The 19,951-nt window shown below is 58.1% G+C and carries 17 protein-coding genes and 3 tRNA genes; 8 read left to right on the top strand and 12 right to left on the bottom strand.

Going from position 1 to position 19,951, the window contains the following annotated elements:
• Nucleotides 1-34: 34 nt before the first annotated feature.
• Nucleotides 35-694: a DUF1638 domain-containing protein gene (locus GOW04_RS03535; RefSeq protein ID WP_171231564.1), complete on the top strand. Its 660-nt coding sequence runs from the start codon at nucleotides 35-37 to the stop codon at nucleotides 692-694.
• A 2-nt stretch (nucleotides 695-696) separates the two neighbouring features.
• Here GOW04_RS03535 and GOW04_RS03530 read toward each other — a convergent pair whose 3' ends face one another.
• Nucleotides 697-1,107 carry a SufE family protein gene (locus tag GOW04_RS03530; RefSeq protein WP_152458107.1) on the bottom strand — a complete coding sequence of 137 codons (411 nt, stop codon included), beginning with the start codon at nucleotides 1,105-1,107 and terminating at the stop codon, nucleotides 697-699.
• A 139-nt stretch (nucleotides 1,108-1,246) separates the two neighbouring features.
• On the opposite strand from GOW04_RS03530, the gene GOW04_RS03525 reads away from it, so the two are divergent.
• Nucleotides 1,247-1,777, top strand: coding sequence for a hypothetical protein (locus GOW04_RS03525; protein ID WP_171204833.1), 531 nt, complete (start codon nucleotides 1,247-1,249; stop codon nucleotides 1,775-1,777).
• Nucleotides 1,778-1,783: 6 nt separating this feature from the next.
• Here the strand turns inward: GOW04_RS03525 and rnd are convergent, their stop codons facing one another.
• From rnd to purM, 3 genes are all read right to left on the bottom strand, one after another.
• Nucleotides 1,784-2,941: a ribonuclease D gene (gene rnd, locus GOW04_RS03520; RefSeq protein ID WP_171231563.1), complete on the bottom strand. Its 1,158-nt coding sequence runs from the start codon at nucleotides 2,939-2,941 to the stop codon at nucleotides 1,784-1,786.
• A 114-nt stretch (nucleotides 2,942-3,055) separates the two neighbouring features.
• Nucleotides 3,056-3,652: a phosphoribosylglycinamide formyltransferase gene (gene purN, locus GOW04_RS03515; RefSeq protein ID WP_171228249.1), complete on the bottom strand. Its 597-nt coding sequence runs from the start codon at nucleotides 3,650-3,652 to the stop codon at nucleotides 3,056-3,058.
• Nucleotides 3,649-4,695, bottom strand: a complete 1,047-nt coding sequence (gene purM, locus GOW04_RS03510) for a phosphoribosylformylglycinamidine cyclo-ligase (protein ID WP_171231562.1) — start codon at nucleotides 4,693-4,695, stop codon at nucleotides 3,649-3,651. The genes purN and purM overlap by 4 nt, the downstream gene beginning before the upstream one ends.
• Nucleotides 4,696-4,801: 106 nt before the next feature.
• Here purM and GOW04_RS03505 point away from each other — a divergent pair.
• Nucleotides 4,802-4,878: transfer RNA gene (locus tag GOW04_RS03505), tRNA-Ile, on the top strand.
• A gap of 1,064 nt (nucleotides 4,879-5,942) precedes the next feature.
• On the opposite strand, the gene GOW04_RS03500 is transcribed toward GOW04_RS03505, so the two are convergent.
• A complete protein-coding gene (locus GOW04_RS03500) occupies nucleotides 5,943-6,500 on the bottom strand; it encodes a hypothetical protein (protein ID WP_171115717.1) in 558 nt (185 codons plus the stop codon).
• 98 nt (nucleotides 6,501-6,598) lie between these two features.
• Complete coding sequence (locus GOW04_RS03495; protein ID WP_171231561.1) at nucleotides 6,599-7,918, bottom strand: ATP-binding protein; 1,320 nt, start codon at nucleotides 7,916-7,918, stop codon at nucleotides 6,599-6,601.
• A gap of 44 nt (nucleotides 7,919-7,962) precedes the next feature.
• Here GOW04_RS03495 and GOW04_RS03490 point away from each other — a divergent pair, with 44 nt between their 5' ends.
• The 3 genes from GOW04_RS03490 (at nucleotide 7,963) to GOW04_RS03480 (ending at nucleotide 9,231) form a co-directional block, all read left to right on the top strand.
• The gene (locus tag GOW04_RS03490) at nucleotides 7,963-8,877 is read left to right on the top strand and encodes an MBL fold metallo-hydrolase (RefSeq protein WP_171231558.1); all 915 of its coding nucleotides are present in this window, start codon (nucleotides 7,963-7,965) and stop codon (nucleotides 8,875-8,877) included.
• Nucleotides 8,878-8,953: 76 nt separating this feature from the next.
• Nucleotides 8,954-9,028: transfer RNA gene (locus GOW04_RS03485), tRNA-Asn, on the top strand.
• 128 nt (nucleotides 9,029-9,156) lie between these two features.
• Nucleotides 9,157-9,231, top strand: a tRNA-Asn gene (locus tag GOW04_RS03480).
• Nucleotides 9,232-9,252: 21 nt separating this feature from the next.
• Here GOW04_RS03480 and GOW04_RS03475 read toward each other — a convergent pair.
• The 4 genes from GOW04_RS03475 to zwf form a co-directional block, all read right to left on the bottom strand.
• The gene (locus GOW04_RS03475) at nucleotides 9,253-10,872 is read right to left on the bottom strand and encodes a long-chain-fatty-acid--CoA ligase (protein WP_171232036.1); all 1,620 of its coding nucleotides are present in this window, start codon (nucleotides 10,870-10,872) and stop codon (nucleotides 9,253-9,255) included.
• A gap of 186 nt (nucleotides 10,873-11,058) precedes the next feature.
• On the bottom strand, nucleotides 11,059-12,663 hold the full coding sequence (gene pgi, locus GOW04_RS03470) for a glucose-6-phosphate isomerase (protein ID WP_171231557.1): 1,605 nt from the start codon (nucleotides 12,661-12,663) through the stop codon (nucleotides 11,059-11,061).
• Between the two features lie 4 nt (nucleotides 12,664-12,667).
• Nucleotides 12,668-13,339, bottom strand: a complete 672-nt coding sequence (gene pgl, locus GOW04_RS03465) for a 6-phosphogluconolactonase (RefSeq protein WP_152458116.1) — start codon at nucleotides 13,337-13,339, stop codon at nucleotides 12,668-12,670.
• A complete protein-coding gene (gene zwf, locus GOW04_RS03460; protein WP_171231556.1) occupies nucleotides 13,336-14,790 on the bottom strand; it encodes a glucose-6-phosphate dehydrogenase in 1,455 nt (484 codons plus the stop codon). The genes pgl and zwf overlap by 4 nt, the downstream gene beginning before the upstream one ends.
• A 163-nt stretch (nucleotides 14,791-14,953) precedes the next feature.
• Here zwf and GOW04_RS03455 point away from each other — a divergent pair, with 163 nt between their 5' ends.
• Nucleotides 14,954-15,907 (top strand): radical SAM protein, encoded by a 954-nt coding sequence (locus GOW04_RS03455; RefSeq protein WP_171231555.1) that lies wholly within the window; start codon nucleotides 14,954-14,956, stop codon nucleotides 15,905-15,907.
• On the opposite strand, the gene GOW04_RS03450 is transcribed toward GOW04_RS03455, so the two are convergent.
• Nucleotides 15,908-16,570, bottom strand: a complete 663-nt coding sequence (locus GOW04_RS03450; protein WP_217356887.1) for a hypothetical protein — start codon at nucleotides 16,568-16,570, stop codon at nucleotides 15,908-15,910. It lies immediately after the preceding gene.
• Between the two features lie 99 nt (nucleotides 16,571-16,669).
• On the bottom strand, nucleotides 16,670-16,939 hold the full coding sequence (locus tag GOW04_RS03445; RefSeq protein ID WP_152458119.1) for an usg protein: 270 nt from the start codon (nucleotides 16,937-16,939) through the stop codon (nucleotides 16,670-16,672).
• Between the two features lie 193 nt (nucleotides 16,940-17,132).
• Between GOW04_RS03445 and gyrA the strand changes: the two genes are divergently transcribed.
• A complete protein-coding gene (gyrA, locus tag GOW04_RS03440; protein WP_152458120.1) occupies nucleotides 17,133-19,859 on the top strand; it encodes a DNA gyrase subunit A in 2,727 nt (908 codons plus the stop codon).
• Nucleotides 19,860-19,951: the final 92 nt, after the last annotated feature.

Raw genomic sequence — 19,951 nt, 5'->3', positions numbered from 1 at the left:
CTCCTATGGCTAAAGCCCCGGAGGATGCCAAGTGATGTCAAACGAATCCCTGCCAGATGATGCAAGCCTGACCTCGAAGGGCTATGACGATACAGGCAAGGGAAGCATCCTGTTGATTGCCTGTGGCGCTCTTGCGCGCGAAATACTGGACATCAAAACACGGAATGGCTGGGATCACATGGCTTTGACCTGCCTGCCGGCGATCCTGCACGTTCACCCGGAACGGATCACCCAGGCCGTGGAAGACGCCGTGGCCAAGCATCAAAGCGATTTTGACAAGATCTACATCGTTTACGCCGATTGCGGGACCGGGGGTCTGCTTCAGGCCGCCTGCGAAAAACTTGGGGTCGAAATGGTGAAGGGGCCCCATTGCTATTCCTTCTTCGAAGGAAATCAGGCCTTTCAGGACCGCGGAGAAGACGAAACAACCGCGTTCTATCTGACAGATTTCCTGGCCCGGCAATTCGACGCCTTTGTCTGGAAACCACTGGGCCTGGACCGCCACCCGGAACTGCGTGACATGTATTTCGGCAATTACACCAAACTTGTCTATCAGGCCCAGATCGACAGCCCAGAGCTGACGGAACGCGCGCGCGAATGCGCAGACCGGATGGGGCTTGAATTCGAACGCCGGTTCACCGGTTACGGCGATCTGGAAAACACGCTGTCGGACTGGGCAAACCGCCCAAGATGAGGTCAGACGTTTTCCTGTGCGACCTGCCGGATGCGTTCGATCATCGACCGCAGGCCGTTTGAGCGCTGAGCGGACAGGTGGTCGTTCAGCCCAAGGCGTGCCAGTTCCGCCCCCGCATCGACTTTGGGAACTTCGGCCACGGGCAAACCGTTGTACAAGGACCGAAGAACAGCGATCAGGCCGCGCACGATCAGTGCATCGCTGTCACCATCGAATTTGAAGACGCCGGATTCAATCATCGGATGCAGCCAGACCTGGCTGGCGCATCCATGGACTTTTGTCGCCGGAACCTTGAATGCATCGTCCAGCGGCTCCATCGCCTTGCCCTGCTCGATGACATGGCGATACCGGTCTTCCCAATCCTCGAGAAACTCGAAATCCTCGACAATCTCTTCAAAGGCAGGCGTGGCCATGATGCGGTGATCCTTTGGTTGCATTCACAATTGTGACCTAAGCCGGTGACCCGCCACTGTCCAGCCCCCGCGGTGGCTTTTCAACGCGAAGAATATGCGCTAACCCATTGCCTGAACTCGTGTGAAAGTCTGTGGGTCCATGCAAAAATCTCTGTCCGTTCTCATCATCGCCACGCTGACCCTGACTGCATGCAGCAGCTGGCGTGACTCTCGGGTGAACCCGTCAAACTGGTTCGGATCCAGCAGATCTGTCGAAGCCGAAACACCGCCCGACCCAAATGCCGCCGACGCACTGGTTCCGAAGCAAGGCGGAGGAACCGGCCTGTTTTCCCGCCCCGATGCCGAAGACACCAGCATTCCAATTGGTCAGATCGACGAGTTGCGTATCGACCCAACTCCCACCGGCGCGATCATCTATGCGTCTGGCACGGCTGTCCGACAGGGGGCATTCAACGCGCGTCTGGTTCCTGTTGAAAAGGAAGAAAACCAGAAGAACGGAACTTTGGAATTTGTGTTCCGTGTGAACTACCCCAGCTATGAGACGCCGCAAGGGTCGGAACGTACTCGGATGGTATCGGACGCCATCAATATCTCGAATCAGGAACTGCAAGGTATTCGGCTGGTCCGCGTGGTCGGACAGCAAAACGCACTGGAATCACGGCGCCGGTAAGCGATGTTACAGGGACACGACCTTGACCGACTGTCCTTTGGCCGCGAGGGCAATCTTTCCTTCGCACAACTTGAGAGCATCCTCGCCAAAGACCTCGAACCGCCATCCCGACAAGGCTGGAACATCCCGCTCGCCGGCCGCAATCTGATCCAGGTCCGAGCTTGTGGCGATCAATTTCGCCGCCACACCTGAACTTTCGGTCTTGGACTTCAGCAGAACCCTAAGCAGGTCAGCCAGCGCCGGATTGACCTTGAGCTTGTCGCGCGAAGTGTCGACCTTGGGCAATTTGTCGGGCGGGCAATTCACGCCACGCTTGACCGCTGCCAGAATACCTTCGGCGATCGCCCCTTTGCGGGCTTCGCGCAGCAACAGGCGGGATCCGCCCAAATCCAAATGTGTTTTGGGTTTGGTCGATGCCAGCTCGATCAGCGCGTCGTCTTTGAATACGCGGTTCCGGGGCACGTTGTTTTCCTGCGCATAGGATTCGCGAAACTGCGCCAATTCTCGCACCACGGCCAGAAACTTGGCCGAGTTCGTGCGTGTTTTTACCCGCTTCCATGCGTCTTCGGGGCGGATGTCATATGTGGCAGGCTGTGTCAGCGTCCGCAATTCTTCGGCAACCCAGTGGCTGCGCTGCGTCTTTTCAAGTTCTGCGGCCAGACGCTCGTAGATCCCGCGCAAATGGGTCACATCTGCAAGAGCATAGTTTTTCTGAGCATCGGTCAACGGGCGCCGGGACCAGTCGGTGAACCGAGAGGTCTTGTCGACGCCCTGCTTGCAGATTTTCCGGACCAGAGTTTCATAGCCAACCTGTTCGCCAAAGCCACACACCATCGCTGCGACCTGTGTGTCGAACAGCGGCTTGGGAAACACGCCGGCTTCCACCCAGAAGATCTCAAGGTCCTGGCGGGCGGCATGGAACACCTTGACCACGCTTTCATTCCGGAAAAGATCGTAAAGCGGGTCAAGCGACAAACCATCGGCAAGCGGATCGACCAGAACCGCGCTGTCTTCATCCTCGGACGGGACAGCCAATTGCACCAGGCACAGCTTGGAGTAATACGTCCGCTCGCGCAGAAATTCGGTGTCGACCGTGATATAGGGATAGCCTTCGGCGGCCTTGCAGAAATCGGCCAGCTCTTGCGTCGTCGTCAGGGTTTTCATGCGCCGTACTAGTATCGCTCTTGTTTTTGTGCCTGCCCGTTTTTGTCCTCGTCCCGAGCGTTGTCGACGACCATAGGCCGATTATTGCACGGGTGTAAATCACCCACCGAGCGTTCACGGCAACAGGACGGGCGACCTGTTGCCTTCTGCAAAGCGTCGCAGCACTTCAGGGTAGAGCTTATGCTCCCACACCAGCACCCGCGCAGCCAGCGATTCCGGTGTATCATCGGCTTGGATCGGCACCCGTGCCTGACCCAGAATCGGGCCGTCATCCAGTGCCGCCGTCACCTCATGCACCGAGCAGCCGTGTTCGGAATCTCCGGCTTGTATCGCGCGGGCATGGGTGTGTAACCCTTTGTATTTTGGCAATAATGAAGGGTGGATATTCAGCATCCGCCCTTGAAACCGAGACACGAAATCCGCTGTCAGAACCCGCATGAAGCCAGCCAGACAGACAATGTCGGGTTGCGCCTCTTGCAGGGGTTTCAAAAGCTCGGCTTCAAAGGCACTGCGGTCCCCCTTGAAAGGGCGATGATCAACCACTGCGGTCGGAATGCCACGGTCCGCAGCTTTTTTCAGCCCGCCTGCCTGCGCATCATTGGACAGCACCAAACAGGGCCGCGCCGGATGATCTTTGGTCATGCTGTCAACAAGCGACACCATGTTCGACCCGCCCCCGGAGATCAGGATCGCGACGCGCTTCTGGCTCACAGCAGTTTGCCCGAATAGGCAACGCCGGGCGTTTCCGAGACAGTACCGATCCGAGCGACGGTTTCACCGGCATCCGCCAGCAGGGCCGACAGCTCATCCGCCTTGTCCGCGGCGCACACGACAATAAGACCGATGCCGCAATTGAAGGTCTTGAGCATTTCCGCCTCAACGATACTGCCGGTCTTCGCCATCCAGCCGAAGACAGGGGGCAGTTGCCAGCTGCCCAGATCGATCCGGGCCCCCAGCCCTTGGGGCAGCACGCGCGGAAGATTTTCGGTCAACCCGCCGCCGGTGATATGCGCCAGCGCGTGAACACCACCCGCACGAACCGCAGCCAAAGCCGGTTTTACGTAAAGGCGTGTGGGCGTCAGAAGTGCCTCACCCAGGTTGCCCTCTCCGAAGGGCGACGGCGAATCCCAGCCCAGACCGGACAGTTCGACCAGCTTGCGCACAAGCGAATAGCCGTTGGAATGCACCCCGTTCGAGGCCAGACCCAAAAGGACGTCACCGGCTTGAACGCCCGCGGGCAGATCTGCGCCACGTTCCATCGCACCGACCGCAAACCCGGCCAGATCAAAATCGCCATCGGGATACATTCCCGGCATCTCGGCGGTTTCACCACCGATCAGGGCACAGCCAGACTGCGCACAGCCTTCGGCAATCCCTTCGATGATCCGCGCCGCCGTATCGGTATCCAGCCTGCCGGTCGCGAAATAATCGAGGAAGAACAGCGGCTCGGCCCCCTGACAGATCAGGTCATTCACGCACATGGCCACCAGATCGACGCCGACCCCGTCCACGACGCCGGTATCAATCGCAATCCGCAGCTTGGTGCCCACGCCATCCGTCGCACCGACCAGGATCGGGTCCTGGTATCCGGCAGCCTTCAGATCGAACAGCGCGCCAAATCCACCCAGGCCGCTCATCACACCGGGGCGGTTGGTCCGCTTGGCGGCGGGTTTGATCCGATCGACCAGGGCGTTGCCCGCGTCGATATCAACACCTGCATCGGCATAGGTGATTCCGTTTTTACCCGCTGTCATGTCCGGTCCCTCAAGAAAGCTTTGCGGGCGGGTTAGTCGATTGTGGCGTTTGTTGCAACGGTCAGGCTTGACGCGGCTGTTCACCGTGATACCCAAGCGCCTAGGCGGGCCTGTAGCTCAATTGGTTAGAGCAGAGCGCTCATAACGCTTTGGTTGGGGGTTCGAGTCCCTCCGGGCCTACCAAAACTCCGCAAGAAACTGATACTATTGTATATTTTTGAGTATGAATTTTGACTAACCGTCGATAGTCAGACAACTATATCTTAAGTTATTGAAGTTATTTGTTTATTGCAGACTTTTCTTACCTGCTATCCGAGCGGCATGGTGGCGCAGGATTATTGAAGTTTCGAAATATACCTATCAACTATTGCCCATGTATTCTGCAACAATGTCACTATTTCTTCTTCGCTCTGAATCAGAGATTCCCCATGTCGAACTCGCATTGATGCTTCGCGAATTCCGTCAATGTCTATTTCGCCTTCACCAAATCCACACCTGTCACTGAACTTTTTCCATTGAGACTTCTTATCAGCGCCACCAATACCGAGTGTTGCAGCGCAATGATGCCTAAAGGCCTCAATCGCACGAAATCAATAAAATGCAGTATCGTCTGAATGTCGCATCGCGAAGCTTAAATCTTTAAAACATCTATTGATGTGAATTCCGTGCTCCCCAGCCTTCAGGTGGCGTAACTTGTTTAGTTCCGAAGATACGTCTCGTTCTTTTCTGGGCTCCTTGATGCAAGGCATGTCGATACCGAACACATAGTCGATCTTTTTCGAACCGTTTGTTACCCGCGTGATCTCAATGTCATAGGCGTGCCCAATGAGGTAGCTGACTGTTGCTATCTCCGATTGCACAATGTTCAACACTACGTTGCGAAGGTCATGAACTCTCCATTCTGCCTCCGAGTAAACCCTGACCATTATCTGATTGTTAATAATCGAAACCTCGACCTTACCTTCATGGCCAGTGCTGGGATGAGAAAACATAAGACCAAACGAGATGCTGATCTGCGCCCTTTCGGGCAGGACTGTGCCAATGAATTGGTACGATTCCATTGCTCTCGAAGCCCTTAGTCACTGTTAACCCGTTAATTAGAATGGTTAGCCATCCCAGCGCAACACTTGCCGAAGAGTTAGCCATTTTAGTTGTTGTTTTAGAAACGTTTTCACAGAATCTCCGGGCCTACCATTTCGCCGAAACATCCGGGTGGGTTGTTGACGTCTGGACGTTGATGCGCTGGCTTATCCGTCCGAATCTTCGAACCCAAAATAGGCGTCGAGCTCCTCTTGGGTTACTTGCCATTCATAGGAATAGCCGTCGCGCCCACCAAAGCTGTAATCTTCGTGACTGCCGGACAGGCTCGGATCTTGATGCACCGCCTCCAAATAGGTCTCGAATTCATCAGGATCGACCCAAAAGGACGCATCCATGATCATCATGTAGTAATCATAGGCGAGAGGCTCATCGAACTTGCCGAAGTCATTCTGCAAATAGTCCAGCATTTCAGCGCAAAATATCGCCATATTGGCACGCACCTGAACCGGAAGAGGCGCCAGATCCTCGTCGCCATCCACCACGTCCTGCTGCGACGCATGCCACAACTCGGATGCCAACGACTCGATCAGGTCGGACCGCAACCATTTCAGACATGTATCGCCTGCCCCGATAAAACCGGTCAAACGTTCCACCCGCCTTTCATCGGTTTCGTCATACCACTGCCAAAGAGGCAGCAGGGCCGCAAGTGTCGCGCACCCGACAAACCCCTTTTCGGCCAATTTCACAAATCCTGCGATAACCATCTTATGCCCCCCCAAAAAAGCAAAAAACTATGGGGACAGGATGCCATGGCCAGACAAATTAACAAAATTGAACCCCAAGCGCAGACATAACAGGGGGTCTATCGCCCGATAATAATGTCCGCGCAGAGCCCTCCGAGACGTTCACTTTTCGACAGACGCAAAGCGCCACCATGCGCACGCGCGACATCCGCCACAATCGCAAGACCAAGGCCAACGCCACTGCCCTGATTCTGATTGCGAGCCGGGTCGAGCCGCGTGAAAGGCTTTACCGCCTCTGTACGTTGGTCCGCAGGTATACCGGGGCCGTCATCCTCAACGCGGATGCGCATCGACTTCGCGTTCAGAAACAGGCTGAGCTCGGCCCGGCTGCCATAGCGCATGGCATTTCCAATCAGGTTTTCCACCGCCCGGCGTACAGCCATGGGGCGTATCATGACCGTCCCCTGCCCCTCGACCGCGATCAGCTCTGCCTGATGACCGGCCCGTTTTGCATCATCCACGATCTGGCGGAGGAATTCATCCGGCTGGACCTCTTCCGCCGATCCCTCGGCAGCCCCACGCGAAAAATCCAGAAACGCATCCAGCAAGGACTGCATTTCCGTGACATCCTTTTGCAACGGTGCGGCCTCGTCTTCCGGCAACATCGACAGTCCAAGCTTCAAACGTGTCAACGGGGTCCGCAGATCGTGGCTGACACCCGACAGCATCAACGTCCGTTGTTCGATCTGGCGTTCGATCCGGGACCGCATATCCAGAAACGCATTTCCCGCCGCGCGCACCTCGATAGCACCACCTGGTGAATACGGAACGATTCGCCCCCGCCCGAATGCCTGCGCCGCATCAGCGAGGCGCGTAATGGGACGCAATTGATTCCGCATGTAAAGAAACGAGATCGTCGTCATGATGACCGCAAAGAACACCATGGTGACGATCAATTGATGCGGGGCCGCGGGCGACAACCTGCGCCGATCGAACGTCAATTGCAGCAGCCCCAGATGGGTCTTCAGATAAACCCGCGCCTCTTTGCTGCTGGGTAAAGCCACGGCGTCAAGATTGGGCAACCTGGCATACAGTTCGGATTCGACCTGCGGGGCGATGAAATCATACCAACGCCGCGCGCCAATCTCAGGCTGTTCGTTGACGCCCAGAAACCTGGCCTTCATCTCCAGGGCCTGCAAATCGGGACGAATCGACGCCAGCGCCTGTTGTTGCGTTTCCGCGTCCTCGATCATTGTCGAAATCAGCATCACCTCGCGGGATGCCGCACGCGTCATCTGGCCGGTGACATCCTCAAGATGCTTTTGAAGGAACGCGATTCCCACGACCAGCAACAGCACGATCACAGGTAAAACCAGGATCAGCGCTGCCCGGGCGTAAAGACTGCGAGGCATATAAGGTTTGAGCCAGTGCGAAGACATGCGCTAAACCTAACGGGCTGCCCGGACAAGAGAAAGAGCACAGAATGCAGGCACCAGATGATTTCGATCCGCCCGTCGGCCAGCCAGAGGAACTGCATCCGGGTTTGCGGCGTATTCTGGCCCCGAATCCCTCTCCGATGACCTATCGCGGTACCAACACGTATCTGCTGGGTGAACGCGACATTGCCGTCATCGATCCAGGCCCCGCAAGCGAGGCACATCTGGGCGCAATTCTGGATTCCTTGGCGCCGGGTCAAAGGATCAGCCATATCATTGTCACACATACGCATGTGGACCATTCACCCTTGGCGGCTCCGCTGGCGGCGCGCACAGGGGCGACGATTTATGCTTATGGTGGGCCCGAGGCGGGGCGCAGCGCCGTCATGACCGATCTTGCAGCGCAGGGACTGACCGGCGGCGGCGAAGGCATCGACACCACGTTTCGCCCTGATGTCGAAGTGGCGAATGGTGAAACCATCAATGGCGACGGGTGGCAGCTTGAGGTCATTCACACACCGGGCCATCTGGGCAATCACATTGCTCTGGCCTGGCAGAACATCTGTTTCACGGCGGATCATGTTATGGGGTGGGCCAGCTCGTTGGTGTCCCCTCCGGATGGTGATCTGACCGACTTCATGACTGCCTGCCATCGGCTGCGCGCGCGCGACTGGTCGGTTTTCCACGCCGGCCATGGCGCACCGATCACCAGCCCTGCCGAACGTTTGGACTGGCTGATTGCACATCGCCAGACCCGCGAGGCCCAGATTCTGAGCGCATTGGAAGAAAAAGACGGGACAGCGCGGCATCTGGCCGAGCGCATCTATACGGATACGCCAGCGGCATTGCTGCCCGCGGCCGAGCGCAACGTCTTTGCTCATCTCGTTGATCTGACTGGGAAAAAAAAAGTGGGGCCCATTGGCCCCCTGTCAGTTTCATCTGTTTTTCGGCGGGTTCGCTAAAACTGAAAAAATTTTTGATGGTTCTCGTACTTAACCTCTGGACGTCCGGAATCGGGGTTGCTATACGCGCCTCAGTTCCGGCGTAGCTCAGCGGTAGAGCAGTTGACTGTTAATCAATTGGTCGTAGGTTCGATCCCTACCGCCGGAGCCAAAATCCCCCCTTCGTTCAGACCTGCATTGCCGAAAAAAATCACATCGATTCGTGCCGGTTTTTTTCGTCGAAAAACACACGCACCCTCTGGACGTCGGGAAACCGGATTGCTATACGGCGCGAACCGTTCCGGCGTAGCTCAGCGGTAGAGCAGTTGACTGTTAATCAATTGGTCGTAGGTTCGATCCCTACCGCCGGAGCCAATTCCCAAAAACGCAGCAGACCTAGCCTGTCAGGGCGTCGCCGAACTCGGCCCGAAGCTTGCGTTTCAATACCTTTCCGGTCGCGCTCAGCGGCAATGCGTCGACAAAGACAACCTTGTCCGGGATCTGCCACTTGGCGATTTTGCCTTCGAAAAAGGCAAGCAAATCCTCTTCGCTGGGCTCTTCACCATCGGCTTTCACGGCAACCAGCAAGGGGCGTTCATCCCATTTCGGATGCGGAACACCAACCACGGCGGCCGTTGCAAGCTGGGGGTGGGCCACGGCGATGTTTTCAAGCTCGACCGAACTGATCCATTCCCCACCGGATTTGATGATGTCCTTGGATCTGTCGCGAATGGTCATGTAGCCATCCGGGTCCAAAGTGGCCACATCCCCGGTAGCGAACCAGCCATCCTGCAAAAGTTCCTGATCCTGCAACTGGAAGTAGCTGTCCAGTACCCAGTGACCCCGCACCATCAAATCGCCTTGGGTTTCGCCGTCATGCGGCAGATCATTCCCATCTTCGTCCACGATTTTCAATTCGACCCCAAAGGGTGGTCTGCCCTGACTCAGGCGGATCTTGTGCTGGTCTTCCGGCGGCAGCTTCAGATGTTTGGCCAATGGATAATTCGTCGTGCCCAGCGGGCTCATCTCGCTCATGCCCCAGGCGTGGACCGTGTCAACGCCATAGGTTTCGCGGAACGTTTCGATCATCGACGGAGGGCACGCGGCGCCGCCGATAACCGTGCGTTCAAGGCTTTTGAGTTCGGTTCCGCATGCCGCGGCATAGGCCAGCAAGCCCTGCCAAATGGTCGGCACGCCCATGGCCAAGGTCACGCCATAGGTGTCGATCAGATTGACCAGCGCCTCGCCGTGCAAATCCGGCCCAGGCAACACAAGCCGCGATCCCGACATGGCGCAGGCGTAGGGCGACCCCCACGCGTTGACGTGGAACATCGGCACAACCGGCATGACAACATCCATCGCTGAATACCCGATCACATCCCGTGTGTTCGATGCAAAACTGTGCAGCAGTGTTGACCGATGGGAATACAACACGCCCTTTGGGTTGCCCGTGGTTCCCGACGTATAGCACAGACCGCAGGCCGTCTTTTCATCCAGGTCGGGCCATTGGAAACCTGCATCCCCGGTCTCCAGCAACTCGTCATAGAACTTCAGATCAGGAACCTGAGCCGCAGCCTCTTCATTGCGAGGCCCCATGAGGACAAAATGCTGAACCTCGGACAGGGCATCATGCAAGGCAGCTACCAGCGGAACAAAAGTCGCATCAAAGAACAGAACCCTGTCCTGGGCATGGTTGATGATAAACATCAGCTGCTCGGGGAACAGGCGGGGATTGACCGTGTGACAGACATAGCCCGCGCCCGACGTGGCAAAATAGATCTCGAGATGCCGCCGATTGTTCCAGGCCAGTGTCCCGATTCTGTCCTGCGGTTCCAGCCCCAGACTCGCCAAGGCCGACGCCATCCGTCGGGCATTCACCGCAATCTCGGACCAGTTGGTTTCAGTGACCGTTCCATCCGTTTCAACCGAAACAATCTCGGTCTGACCGTGATAGCGGTCAGCGTGATCGATCAGCGACGAAACCAGCAAGGGCTGCGTCATCATCTGTCCTAACATGGACATCCTCCCGTCCTTGGCGAGACCTTGGATGGCCTCTGCCTCGTCCATCTGGCATTGACGGCTTGGGGCGTGACCCGATGCGTCAATACAGTCGTTTCCTACGGAGGAACCCTGCCAATCATTTAATTGTCTGACAATAAAAGAATGCAGCCCAACACGGCCGTGGGCGGCATTTTTTCGCTCTTAGTTTCGGTGTTTCAGCGCGTAGGCGACCAATGCGGCGGTTGATCCGTCCTTACCGTCAGCACTGGCGACACCATCCACGACAGGTCCAAGCGAGTTGGCAAGCTCTTTGCCCAATTCCACACCCCACTGATCAAAGGAATTGATGCCCAGCAGAACACCTTCAACGAACACACGATGTTCGTACAGCGCGATAATCTGCCCCAGAACGAACGGCGTAAGCTTCGGATAGATCAGCGTTGTGGAAGGGCGGTTGCCCGGAAACACGCGGTGTCGCGCCTGCCGATCAAGTTCGTCGCCATCAAGGCCTTTTTCTGCCATGAGTTCACGGGCTTCATCCAAAGACCGGCCACGCATCAAAGCCTCTGACTGGGCCAGACAGTTGGCCAAAAGCAGGCGGTGATGGTGGGTCAACTCGGGTTCGTGCCCTTCGGCGGCGACCATGAATTCGCAGGGAATGACATCCGTCCCCTGATGGATGAGCTGATAGAACGCATGCTGGCCATTGGTACCCGGCTCACCCCAGACCACTGGCCCGGAGGGGACAGCCAGCGAAGACCCGTCCATCGCGACAGATTTGCCATTCGATTCCATTTCCAACTGCTGGAGATAGGCTGGCAGGCGCAGCAGCCGCTGATCATAGGGCAGCACAGCGCGGCTGGTGCAACCCAGAACCTGACGGTGCCAGATGCCGACCAGCGCCAGCATCACAGGCATGTTTTCCACCCAATCCGCCGAGCGGAAATGCAGATCCATCGCCTGCCCGCCCAGCAGAAACGCATCAAATGCATTTGAACCGACGGCAATCATGACCGGCAATCCGACCGGCCCCCAGACCGAATAACGCCCGCCCACCCAATCGGCGAAACCGAATACATGCGCCTCGGGGATGCCGAAAGCCTGCGTCTTGTCCAGCGCGCTGGATACGGCGGCAAACTGGCGGGACGGATCACCTCCGCCCTCGGACATCCAGGCGCGGGCCGTGCGCGCATTGGTCATCGTTTCGATCGTGGTGAATGTCTTGGACGCGACAATCACAAGCGTCCGCGCCGGATCCAACGGGCGCAACGTGTCCGCGATGTGGGCCCCATCCACGTTCGAGACGTAATGCACCCGCGGGCCATCGTGATAAGGGGCCAGTGCGTGCGTGGCCATCACCGGGCCCAGGTCGGACCCCCCGATGCCGATATTCACCACATCGGTGAAACTGCCCCCTGCCCCCGCAATGGCGCCGCCGCGCACTTCCTCGGCAAAGACACGCATCCGATGCAGCGTGTCCAGAACCCCGGGCATGACGTCCTGACCGTCCACGTCAACCGGCCCACCATCAAGGTTGCGCAGGGCGGTGTGCAGCACTGCGCGCCCTTCGGTTTCGTTGATCTTCTTCCCGGCAAACATGGCGTCGCGCCGCGTCGCAAGCCCGGCATCTTCGCACAATTGCAACAAAGCAGCGCGCACGTCTTCATCGATCTGCGTTTTTGAATAATCGAACAGCAAATCCCCGGTCGAGGCTGAAAACGACCCGGCCCGGGTTGCATCCTTTGCAAACAGGTCGACGATACGGCGGTCAGCTGCTGCAAGCGCCTTCAAAGCATCCAACTGCATTGCCTCACTCCGCCCAATGAACCGTCATGCCGCTGAGGACCGCGGCGATCGGTGCCTCTTCCGGTGGCATCGACATGGCTTTGTCCAATACGTCTCGTTTTGCCTGCCCGTAGATGATCAGATGTTTCGACAAGGCCCCGTCCAGAACAGGGGCCGTCAAAGAAATCCGGGGCTCTGGCTGCACATCGGTCCGGGCGACGATCAAGGTCGGCGCCTGGCTGTCAAGGGCCTTGTCCAGCCCGTCCATTCCCGGGAACAGCGAGGCCGTGTGCATGTCTTCCCCCATCCCGAGGACAAGAACCGACAAAGGCAGCACCGGCGCGATCAGCGATTCAATTTCCGGCAACGCCGCTTCAGGCTCTGCGCCCGGAACATAAAGTGGAAGATACTGCGCCACGGATGCCCGGTTTGTCAGCAGTCTTTCCCGGATCAGACGTTCGTTCGAACGTTCGTGATCAGCCGGCACGCAGCGTTCGTCCGTAGGCAGAACACGCACACGGTCCCACTCGAGATCGGCGGCACACAGGCTGTCAAAAACCGGCCCCGGTGTTGTCCCGCCGGGGACGGCCAATGCAACGGTGTCATTATGCAACAAAGCGGCCTCAAGCTCACCCGCCAACGCGTTTGCCACATCGATGGCCAGCATTTCCCGGTCGGCATATTCCTGAATGTTCATGGCTTTATTCCCTGCCAGCGGCGACCGTCACGTTTCATCAGCAGCTCGGCGTCGCCCGGCCCTGTGCTGCCGCTGTCATAAAGTTTCGGCACGTCCCCGCGCGCCAGCCATCCGGCGATGATCGGATCGGTCCAGGCCCAGGCGGCCTCGACCTCGTCCCCACGCATGAACAGCGTCTGGTTGCCCCGTATCACGTCCATGACGAGGCGCTCGTAAGCATCTGGCGGGTCTTGATTCTCAGGCCCCAGTGCTTCGGCGAAACTCATGTCCAATGGAACGTCGATCAGCCGCATCCCTCCCGGTCCCGGCTCCTTGATCGTCACTTTCAGCGTGATCCCTTCGTTGGGTTGCAACCGGATCGACAACGCATTGGCGTGACGCCCGGCCTCTTCCCCGAAAATCGAATGCGGCGCGTCCTTGAACATCACATTGATAACCGACGAGCGCGCCACCAGCCGTTTGCCCGTACGCAGATAAAACGGCGTGCCCGCCCATCGCCAATTGCTGACATGCGCCTTCAGCGCCACATAGCTTTCAGTGGTCGAGCGTGGATTGCCGACACATTCGCGGTATCCCACCCCTTCCGGCCCTGCCGAAAACTGGCCGCGCACGATGTGATGCGGCTCCACCGGATCAAGCGCCCGGATCACCTTGAGCTTTTCATCCCGCACCGCGTCCGGATCGAACTTCGCCGGGGGTTCCATCGCAATCAGGCACAGCAGCTGCATCAGGTGATTTTGCACCATGTCCCGCATCGCGCCGGCGCGTTCATAATATTCTTCGCGCCCATCGATACCGACGGTTTCGGCAACGGTGATCTGGATATGGTCGACATACTGGCTGTTCCACAGCGGTTCGAACAGCATATTGCCAAACCGTACGGCCATCAGGTTCTGAACGGTTTCCTTGCCCAGGTAATGATCGATTCGGTAGATCTGGCTTTCATCAAAATGCGCAGCCAGTGTGGCATTCAGCTCTCGCGCGCTGCCCAAATCATGCCCGAACGGCTTTTCCACCACGATGCGCGTATCTTCGGTCGCCAGATCATAGGCCCGGACCCGCTCGGCCAAGGGGCCGAACAGGCTGGGACCGACCGAGAAATAGAACGCGCGCACGCGGTTGGGCGACAGTTTTTTACCCAGAAGGTCCCATCCTTCGGCTGATACTGCATCCAGCGGGACATAATCGACCCGTTTTAGAAAACGAGACACTCTCTGGGACTCTGAAGCGCGGACCGCAGCATGCCGGTGCAGCGATTCTGCGACCATCTGTCGGAAATCTTCCGCGGAATGGCCCGTACGCGCTGCTGCGATAATCCTGGCATCCTCGTGCCATTGCCCGGCGCAAAACCGACGGTAAAGCGCGGGCAGAATCTTACGCTGCGCCAGATCACCGGTACCGCCGAAAATGATCAGATCAAAGGGATCAACAGGTATGACGCGTGAAACCATGAATTGTCCTTACCTCGCCCTTTCCGGCATGTCCAATGTTAGCGCAACCATTCGGCAAAAAATCACTCTGTTCAAAACTCTGTCAGAACCGCTGCGTCACCCTTACCAAATCCGCGACAAAGGGCTAGATCAGATCGATGACCTTTAAGAACCGGATGCGGGAATGAAAGACAACGCCCCTCAGCTCGCCAATATCGGCAAGTTTCAAAACAAATCGGTGACAGCTGACGGCCAGACCCGCGCAAAGGTTTCCCTGACACGGCCCGAGACCCTTTGGTTTAATACGGGCACTTTGTGCAATATCGAATGCGTGAACTGCTATATCGCCAGCAGCCCGACCAATGACGCTTTGGTTTACATCACCGCTGACGAGGTCCGGAACTACCTGGATCAGATCGAAGCCCGCAACTGGCCCGTGCACGAGATCGGTTTCACGGGCGGTGAGCCGTTCATGAACCCGCAAATGATCGACATGACGCGCGCCGCGCTGGAACGAGGGTACAAGGTTCTGATCCTGACCAACGCAATGGCGCCGATGATGCGCCGCAAAATGCGCGAAGGGTTGCTGGGGTTGCAAAAGGAATTCAACCACATGTTGACTCTGCGCATTTCGGTCGATCACTTCCGCCCGGCCCTGCACGATGAAGAACGCGGCGACGGCAGTTTCGACAAAACCCTGGCCGGGATGGAATGGTTGCGCGACCACGGTTTCAACATGGCCATCGCCGGGCGTACGGTCTGGGGGGAGTCAGACGCGGAAAGCCGTGCTGGCTATGCCAGGTTCTTTGCCAAGCACGGATTTGACATTGACCCGCAGAACCCGGCTCAGACCGTTCTGTTTCCCGAAATGGACGAAACTGTCGAGGTTCCAGAAATCACCACCGCGTGCTGGGGAATTCTTGACAAATCCCCCAACGACGTCATGTGCGCCAGCGCCCGTATGGTGGTCAAACGCAAGGGGGCCGAAAAACCTGCTGTCCTGGCCTGCACCCTGCTGCCCTATGAGCCCGAGTTCGAGATGGGTCATACCCTGGCCGAGGCCGAGGCGGACGTGCATCTGAACCACTCTCATTGCGCCAAATTCTGCGTTTTGGGCGGGGCCAGCTGTTCTGGCTGATCAGTTCAGCTCGGGCGATTTCCAGAACTTCGTACCGGACGCGCCGGCCGATACGCGCCAGCCCTTTTTGTTGAGAACAAAGAACGAGCGTCCGTCAGTAAAACGCAGGGTTTCGCCCGTTTTGTCCTCGCCATACATGGCCCCCGTTTCTGCGGTCGCGTCATAGCCCTGGTTTATGAACTTATCCAGATCAGCGGGGGTTTCGAACAGGATCACGAATTTGGTCTCGAACCCACCGATGCCGATGGCGCCGCCAACGCCGCCCGTTCCCATGTTCATGTATGTGTGTTGCCCGGTGTCTTTCGACACCGCCACGCCCCGGCCATAGCCCGCCGACACAGGGAATACTGTAACCTTACGAGAGTCGAACACCGCATATCCGGCACTGACGTCATAAAGTGGCCGCGCATCGGGGTTTTCCGCCAAAAGCTGATCCAAAATCTCGCCTGCCATCGCGTCAAGCTTTGCGCGCGTCTCTTCAGGTGTTGCCTCATTGGACAGCAGCTCAGAGGTGGACGTGATCGTATCGTCAACCGCTTCGGCACCTTTGTCCATCGTCTTCCCGACGCTTTCGGCGCCCTTTTTGATCTTGTCCAGAACACCCTCGGCAAAAACGGGGCTGGTCATGCAAAGCGCTGCAACAAAGAGAACGGCTCTGATCATTGTTTTTTCCTGTGACGCCATCAGATTGGCAGTCACCATACGCGACTTGCCTCAAATGAGAACAGGAATTCCGACGCACAGGCGGACCTGGACGATCACTCAGTTCACGCGAAACTCGCCAACCATGTTGCGCCACTCGCCCGGCGCGATCATCTTGCGGTGCGTGAATTTCACGGAATGAAGCGGCCCTTCTATTTCTCGTTGCCAAAACTCGATGAATTCGAAGAGTTTCGGATGATCCGGCGCAAGGTCGTATTCCTGCCAGATGAAGGTATTCAGGACGTGGACGTAATCGGGCATGTGATAGAAAAATTCGGCCGTTGTCAGGCCATAGCCCTTGAGCATCAATTCGGTTTCACTTGTCTTCATGCAGACCTCCGGTTTGTTGCACGGTATTCTCAGGCTAGCACGAAAACCCCCTAACACTTAGATAACAATATGTTACTTGGGTGTTACCGAGGATTCGAACCGCGGGGAGCGCTGCTTGCTTGCACCTTATGTGCCGGGTCTGATAAGGTGCATCCACAAGATATAGACCCAGCACAAAATACGGGCAGTTTACGTGAGCGATACGCCAGAAATCCCCGAAAACATGGATGAAACCCCGCCCGAGCGCCCTGTCTATGACGGCCCGACGGTCTCGATCGAATCCGAGATGCGCACGTCCTATCTGGACTATGCGATGTCGGTCATCGTCAGCCGCGCGATCCCCGATCTGCGCGATGGTTTGAAACCGGTGCATCGGCGCATCCTCTATGCGATGCACGAGACCGGTAATACCCATGACAAGGCCTATCGCAAATCGGCCCGTCCGGTGGGTGACGTGATGGGTAAGTATCACCCCCACGGCGACAGCGCGATCTATGATGCGCTGGTGCGGATGGCGCAGGATTTTTCGATGTCGCTGCCACTGCTGGATGGTCAAGGCAACTTCGGCTCGATGGACGGCGACAACCCGGCGGCCATGCGTTACACCGAAGTGCGGATGGACAAGCCCGCCGCCGCCCTACTGGCGGATATCGAGAAAGAGACGGTCGATTTCCAGGACAACTACGACGGCAAGGACAAGGAACCCACCGTCCTGCCCGCACGGTTCCCCAACATGCTGGTCAACGGCGCCGGCGGTATCGCGGTGGGCATGGCCACCAACATCCCGCCGCACAACCTGGGCGAAGTGGTTAACGCGACGCTGGCCCTGATCGACGACCCGGACCTGACGTCCGAGCAGTTGATCGAATACGTCCCCGGCCCCGATTTCCCCACCGGCGGCGTGATGCTGGGCCGTTCCGGCGCGCGCAAGGCCTATCTGGAAGGCCGCGGCAGCGTCATCATCCGCGCCAAGACCCGCGTCGAGGAGTTGCGCAAGGATCGCTATGCCATCATCGTGGATGAAATCCCCTATCAGGTGAACAAGGCTTCGATGATCGAAAAGATCGCCGAAGCCGTGCGTGAAAAGCGCATCGAAGGCGTCAGCCACGTTCAGGACGAATCCGACCGCAACGGCGTGCGGGTGGTGGTCGAGCTGAAGCGCGACGCAACGCCCGAGGTGGTGCTGAACCAACTGTACCGGTTCACGCCTATGCAAACCTCGTTCGGCTGCAACATGCTTGCACTGAACGGCGGCCGCCCCGAGCAGCTGACCCTGCGCCGTTTCCTGACCAGCTTCATCGATTTCCGCGAAGATGTCGTTGCCCGCCGCACCGCCTTTGACCTGCGCAAAGCGCGGGAACGCAGCCATATCCTGTGCGGTCTGGCCGTGGCGGTCTCGAACGTTGACGAGGTCGTGGCCACGATCCGGTCTTCGGCCGACGCGGCCGAGGCGCGCGAAAAGCTGATGACCCGGCGCTGGCCGGCCGCGGACATCGCGGATTATCTGCGCCTGATCGACGATCCGCTGTCCAAGATGAACGACGACGGCACCTACAACCTGACCGAGGTTCAGGCCCGCGCCATCCTTGACCTGCGCCTGCAACGCCTGACGCAACTGGGCGTCAAAGAGGTCACGGACGAGCTGGAAGACCTGGCCGCAAAGATCAAGGAATACCTGGATATCCTGTCCTCGCGCGAACGCATAATGGGCATCATCGCTGATGAACTGCGCAGCGTCCGCGAACAATTCGCGGTACCGCGCCGCACCGAGATCGTCGACTGGTCGGGCGACATGGAAGACGAGGACCTGATCGAGCGCGAAGACATGGTCGTGACCGTGACTTCGGGCGGCTATATCAAGCGCACGCCGCTTGCCGATTTCCGCGCGCAAAAGCGGGGTGGCAAGGGGCTGTCGGGCATGCAGACCAAGGAGGAGGACGTGGTTACCACCCTCTTCGTGGCCAATACGCACACCCAGCTTCTGTTCTTCACCACCGACGGGATGGTCTACAAACTCAAGACCTGGCGCCTGCCCCAGTCGGGGCGCACCGGCAAGGGCAAGGCGATTGTCAACATCCTGCCGATTCCCACCGGCGTTTCCATTGCGGCGATCATGCCGGTCGATGTGCCGGATGAAGAATGGGAAAACCTTCAGATCGTCTTCGCCACCAGCGCCGGCGACGTGCGCCGCAACGCGCTGAGCGACTTCACCAACGTCAAGCGCAACGGCAAGATCGCGATGGACCTGCCCGAGGGCGTGGAACTGGTCAACGCGCGCATCTGCTCGGACGATGACGATGTGATGCTGGTCACCAATTCCGGCCGGGCGATCCGTTTCTCCACAACCGACGTGCGGGTGTTCAAGGGGCGCAAATCGACCGGCGTGCGGGGCATCCGGCTGAACGCGGGCGACCGCGTGGTCTCGATGTCGGTGATCCGTCATTTCGAGGCCACCCCGGACGAGCGCGCCGCCTATCTGAAAATGCGCCGCCTGATGGCCGGCGTGACCGACGACACCGAAGCCGACGAGGATGGCGGCAATGCCGACAGCATCCTACCGCAGGAACGCTATGCCGAGATGTCGGCGGCCGAGAACCTGATCCTGACCATCACGGCCAAGGGGTCCGGCAAGCTCAGCTCGTCGCATGACTATCCGGTGCGCGGCCGTGGTGGCATGGGCGTGATGGCGATGGACAAGGCGATGCGGGGCGGCCCGCTGGTGGCCTCGTTCCCGGTCGAAATCGACGATCAGATCATGCTGGCCACCTCCAAGGGACAGTCGATCCGGGTTCCGGTCGACGGCATCTCGTTCCGGTCCCGCAGCGCCGGCGGGGTCAAAGTTTTCAACACCGGTAAGGGCGAAGAGGTCGTCAGCGTCGCCCGGATCGCCGATCAGGGTGATGAGGAAACCGAAGAATAATCCTTACGCTTAATTACGGATATGAAACAAAACGCTCGCTCTGCGGGCGTTTTGTCATTCTGGGTCACGATATCGATAGCTCTCGGGATGAT

The sequence above is a fragment of the Ruegeria sp. HKCCA4812 genome, assembly GCF_013034245.1.
GTDB lineage: Bacteria > Pseudomonadota > Alphaproteobacteria > Rhodobacterales > Rhodobacteraceae > Ruegeria.
Note: the sequence above shows the minus strand (reverse complement) of the source record. Positions and strands in the feature narration are given on the sequence as shown.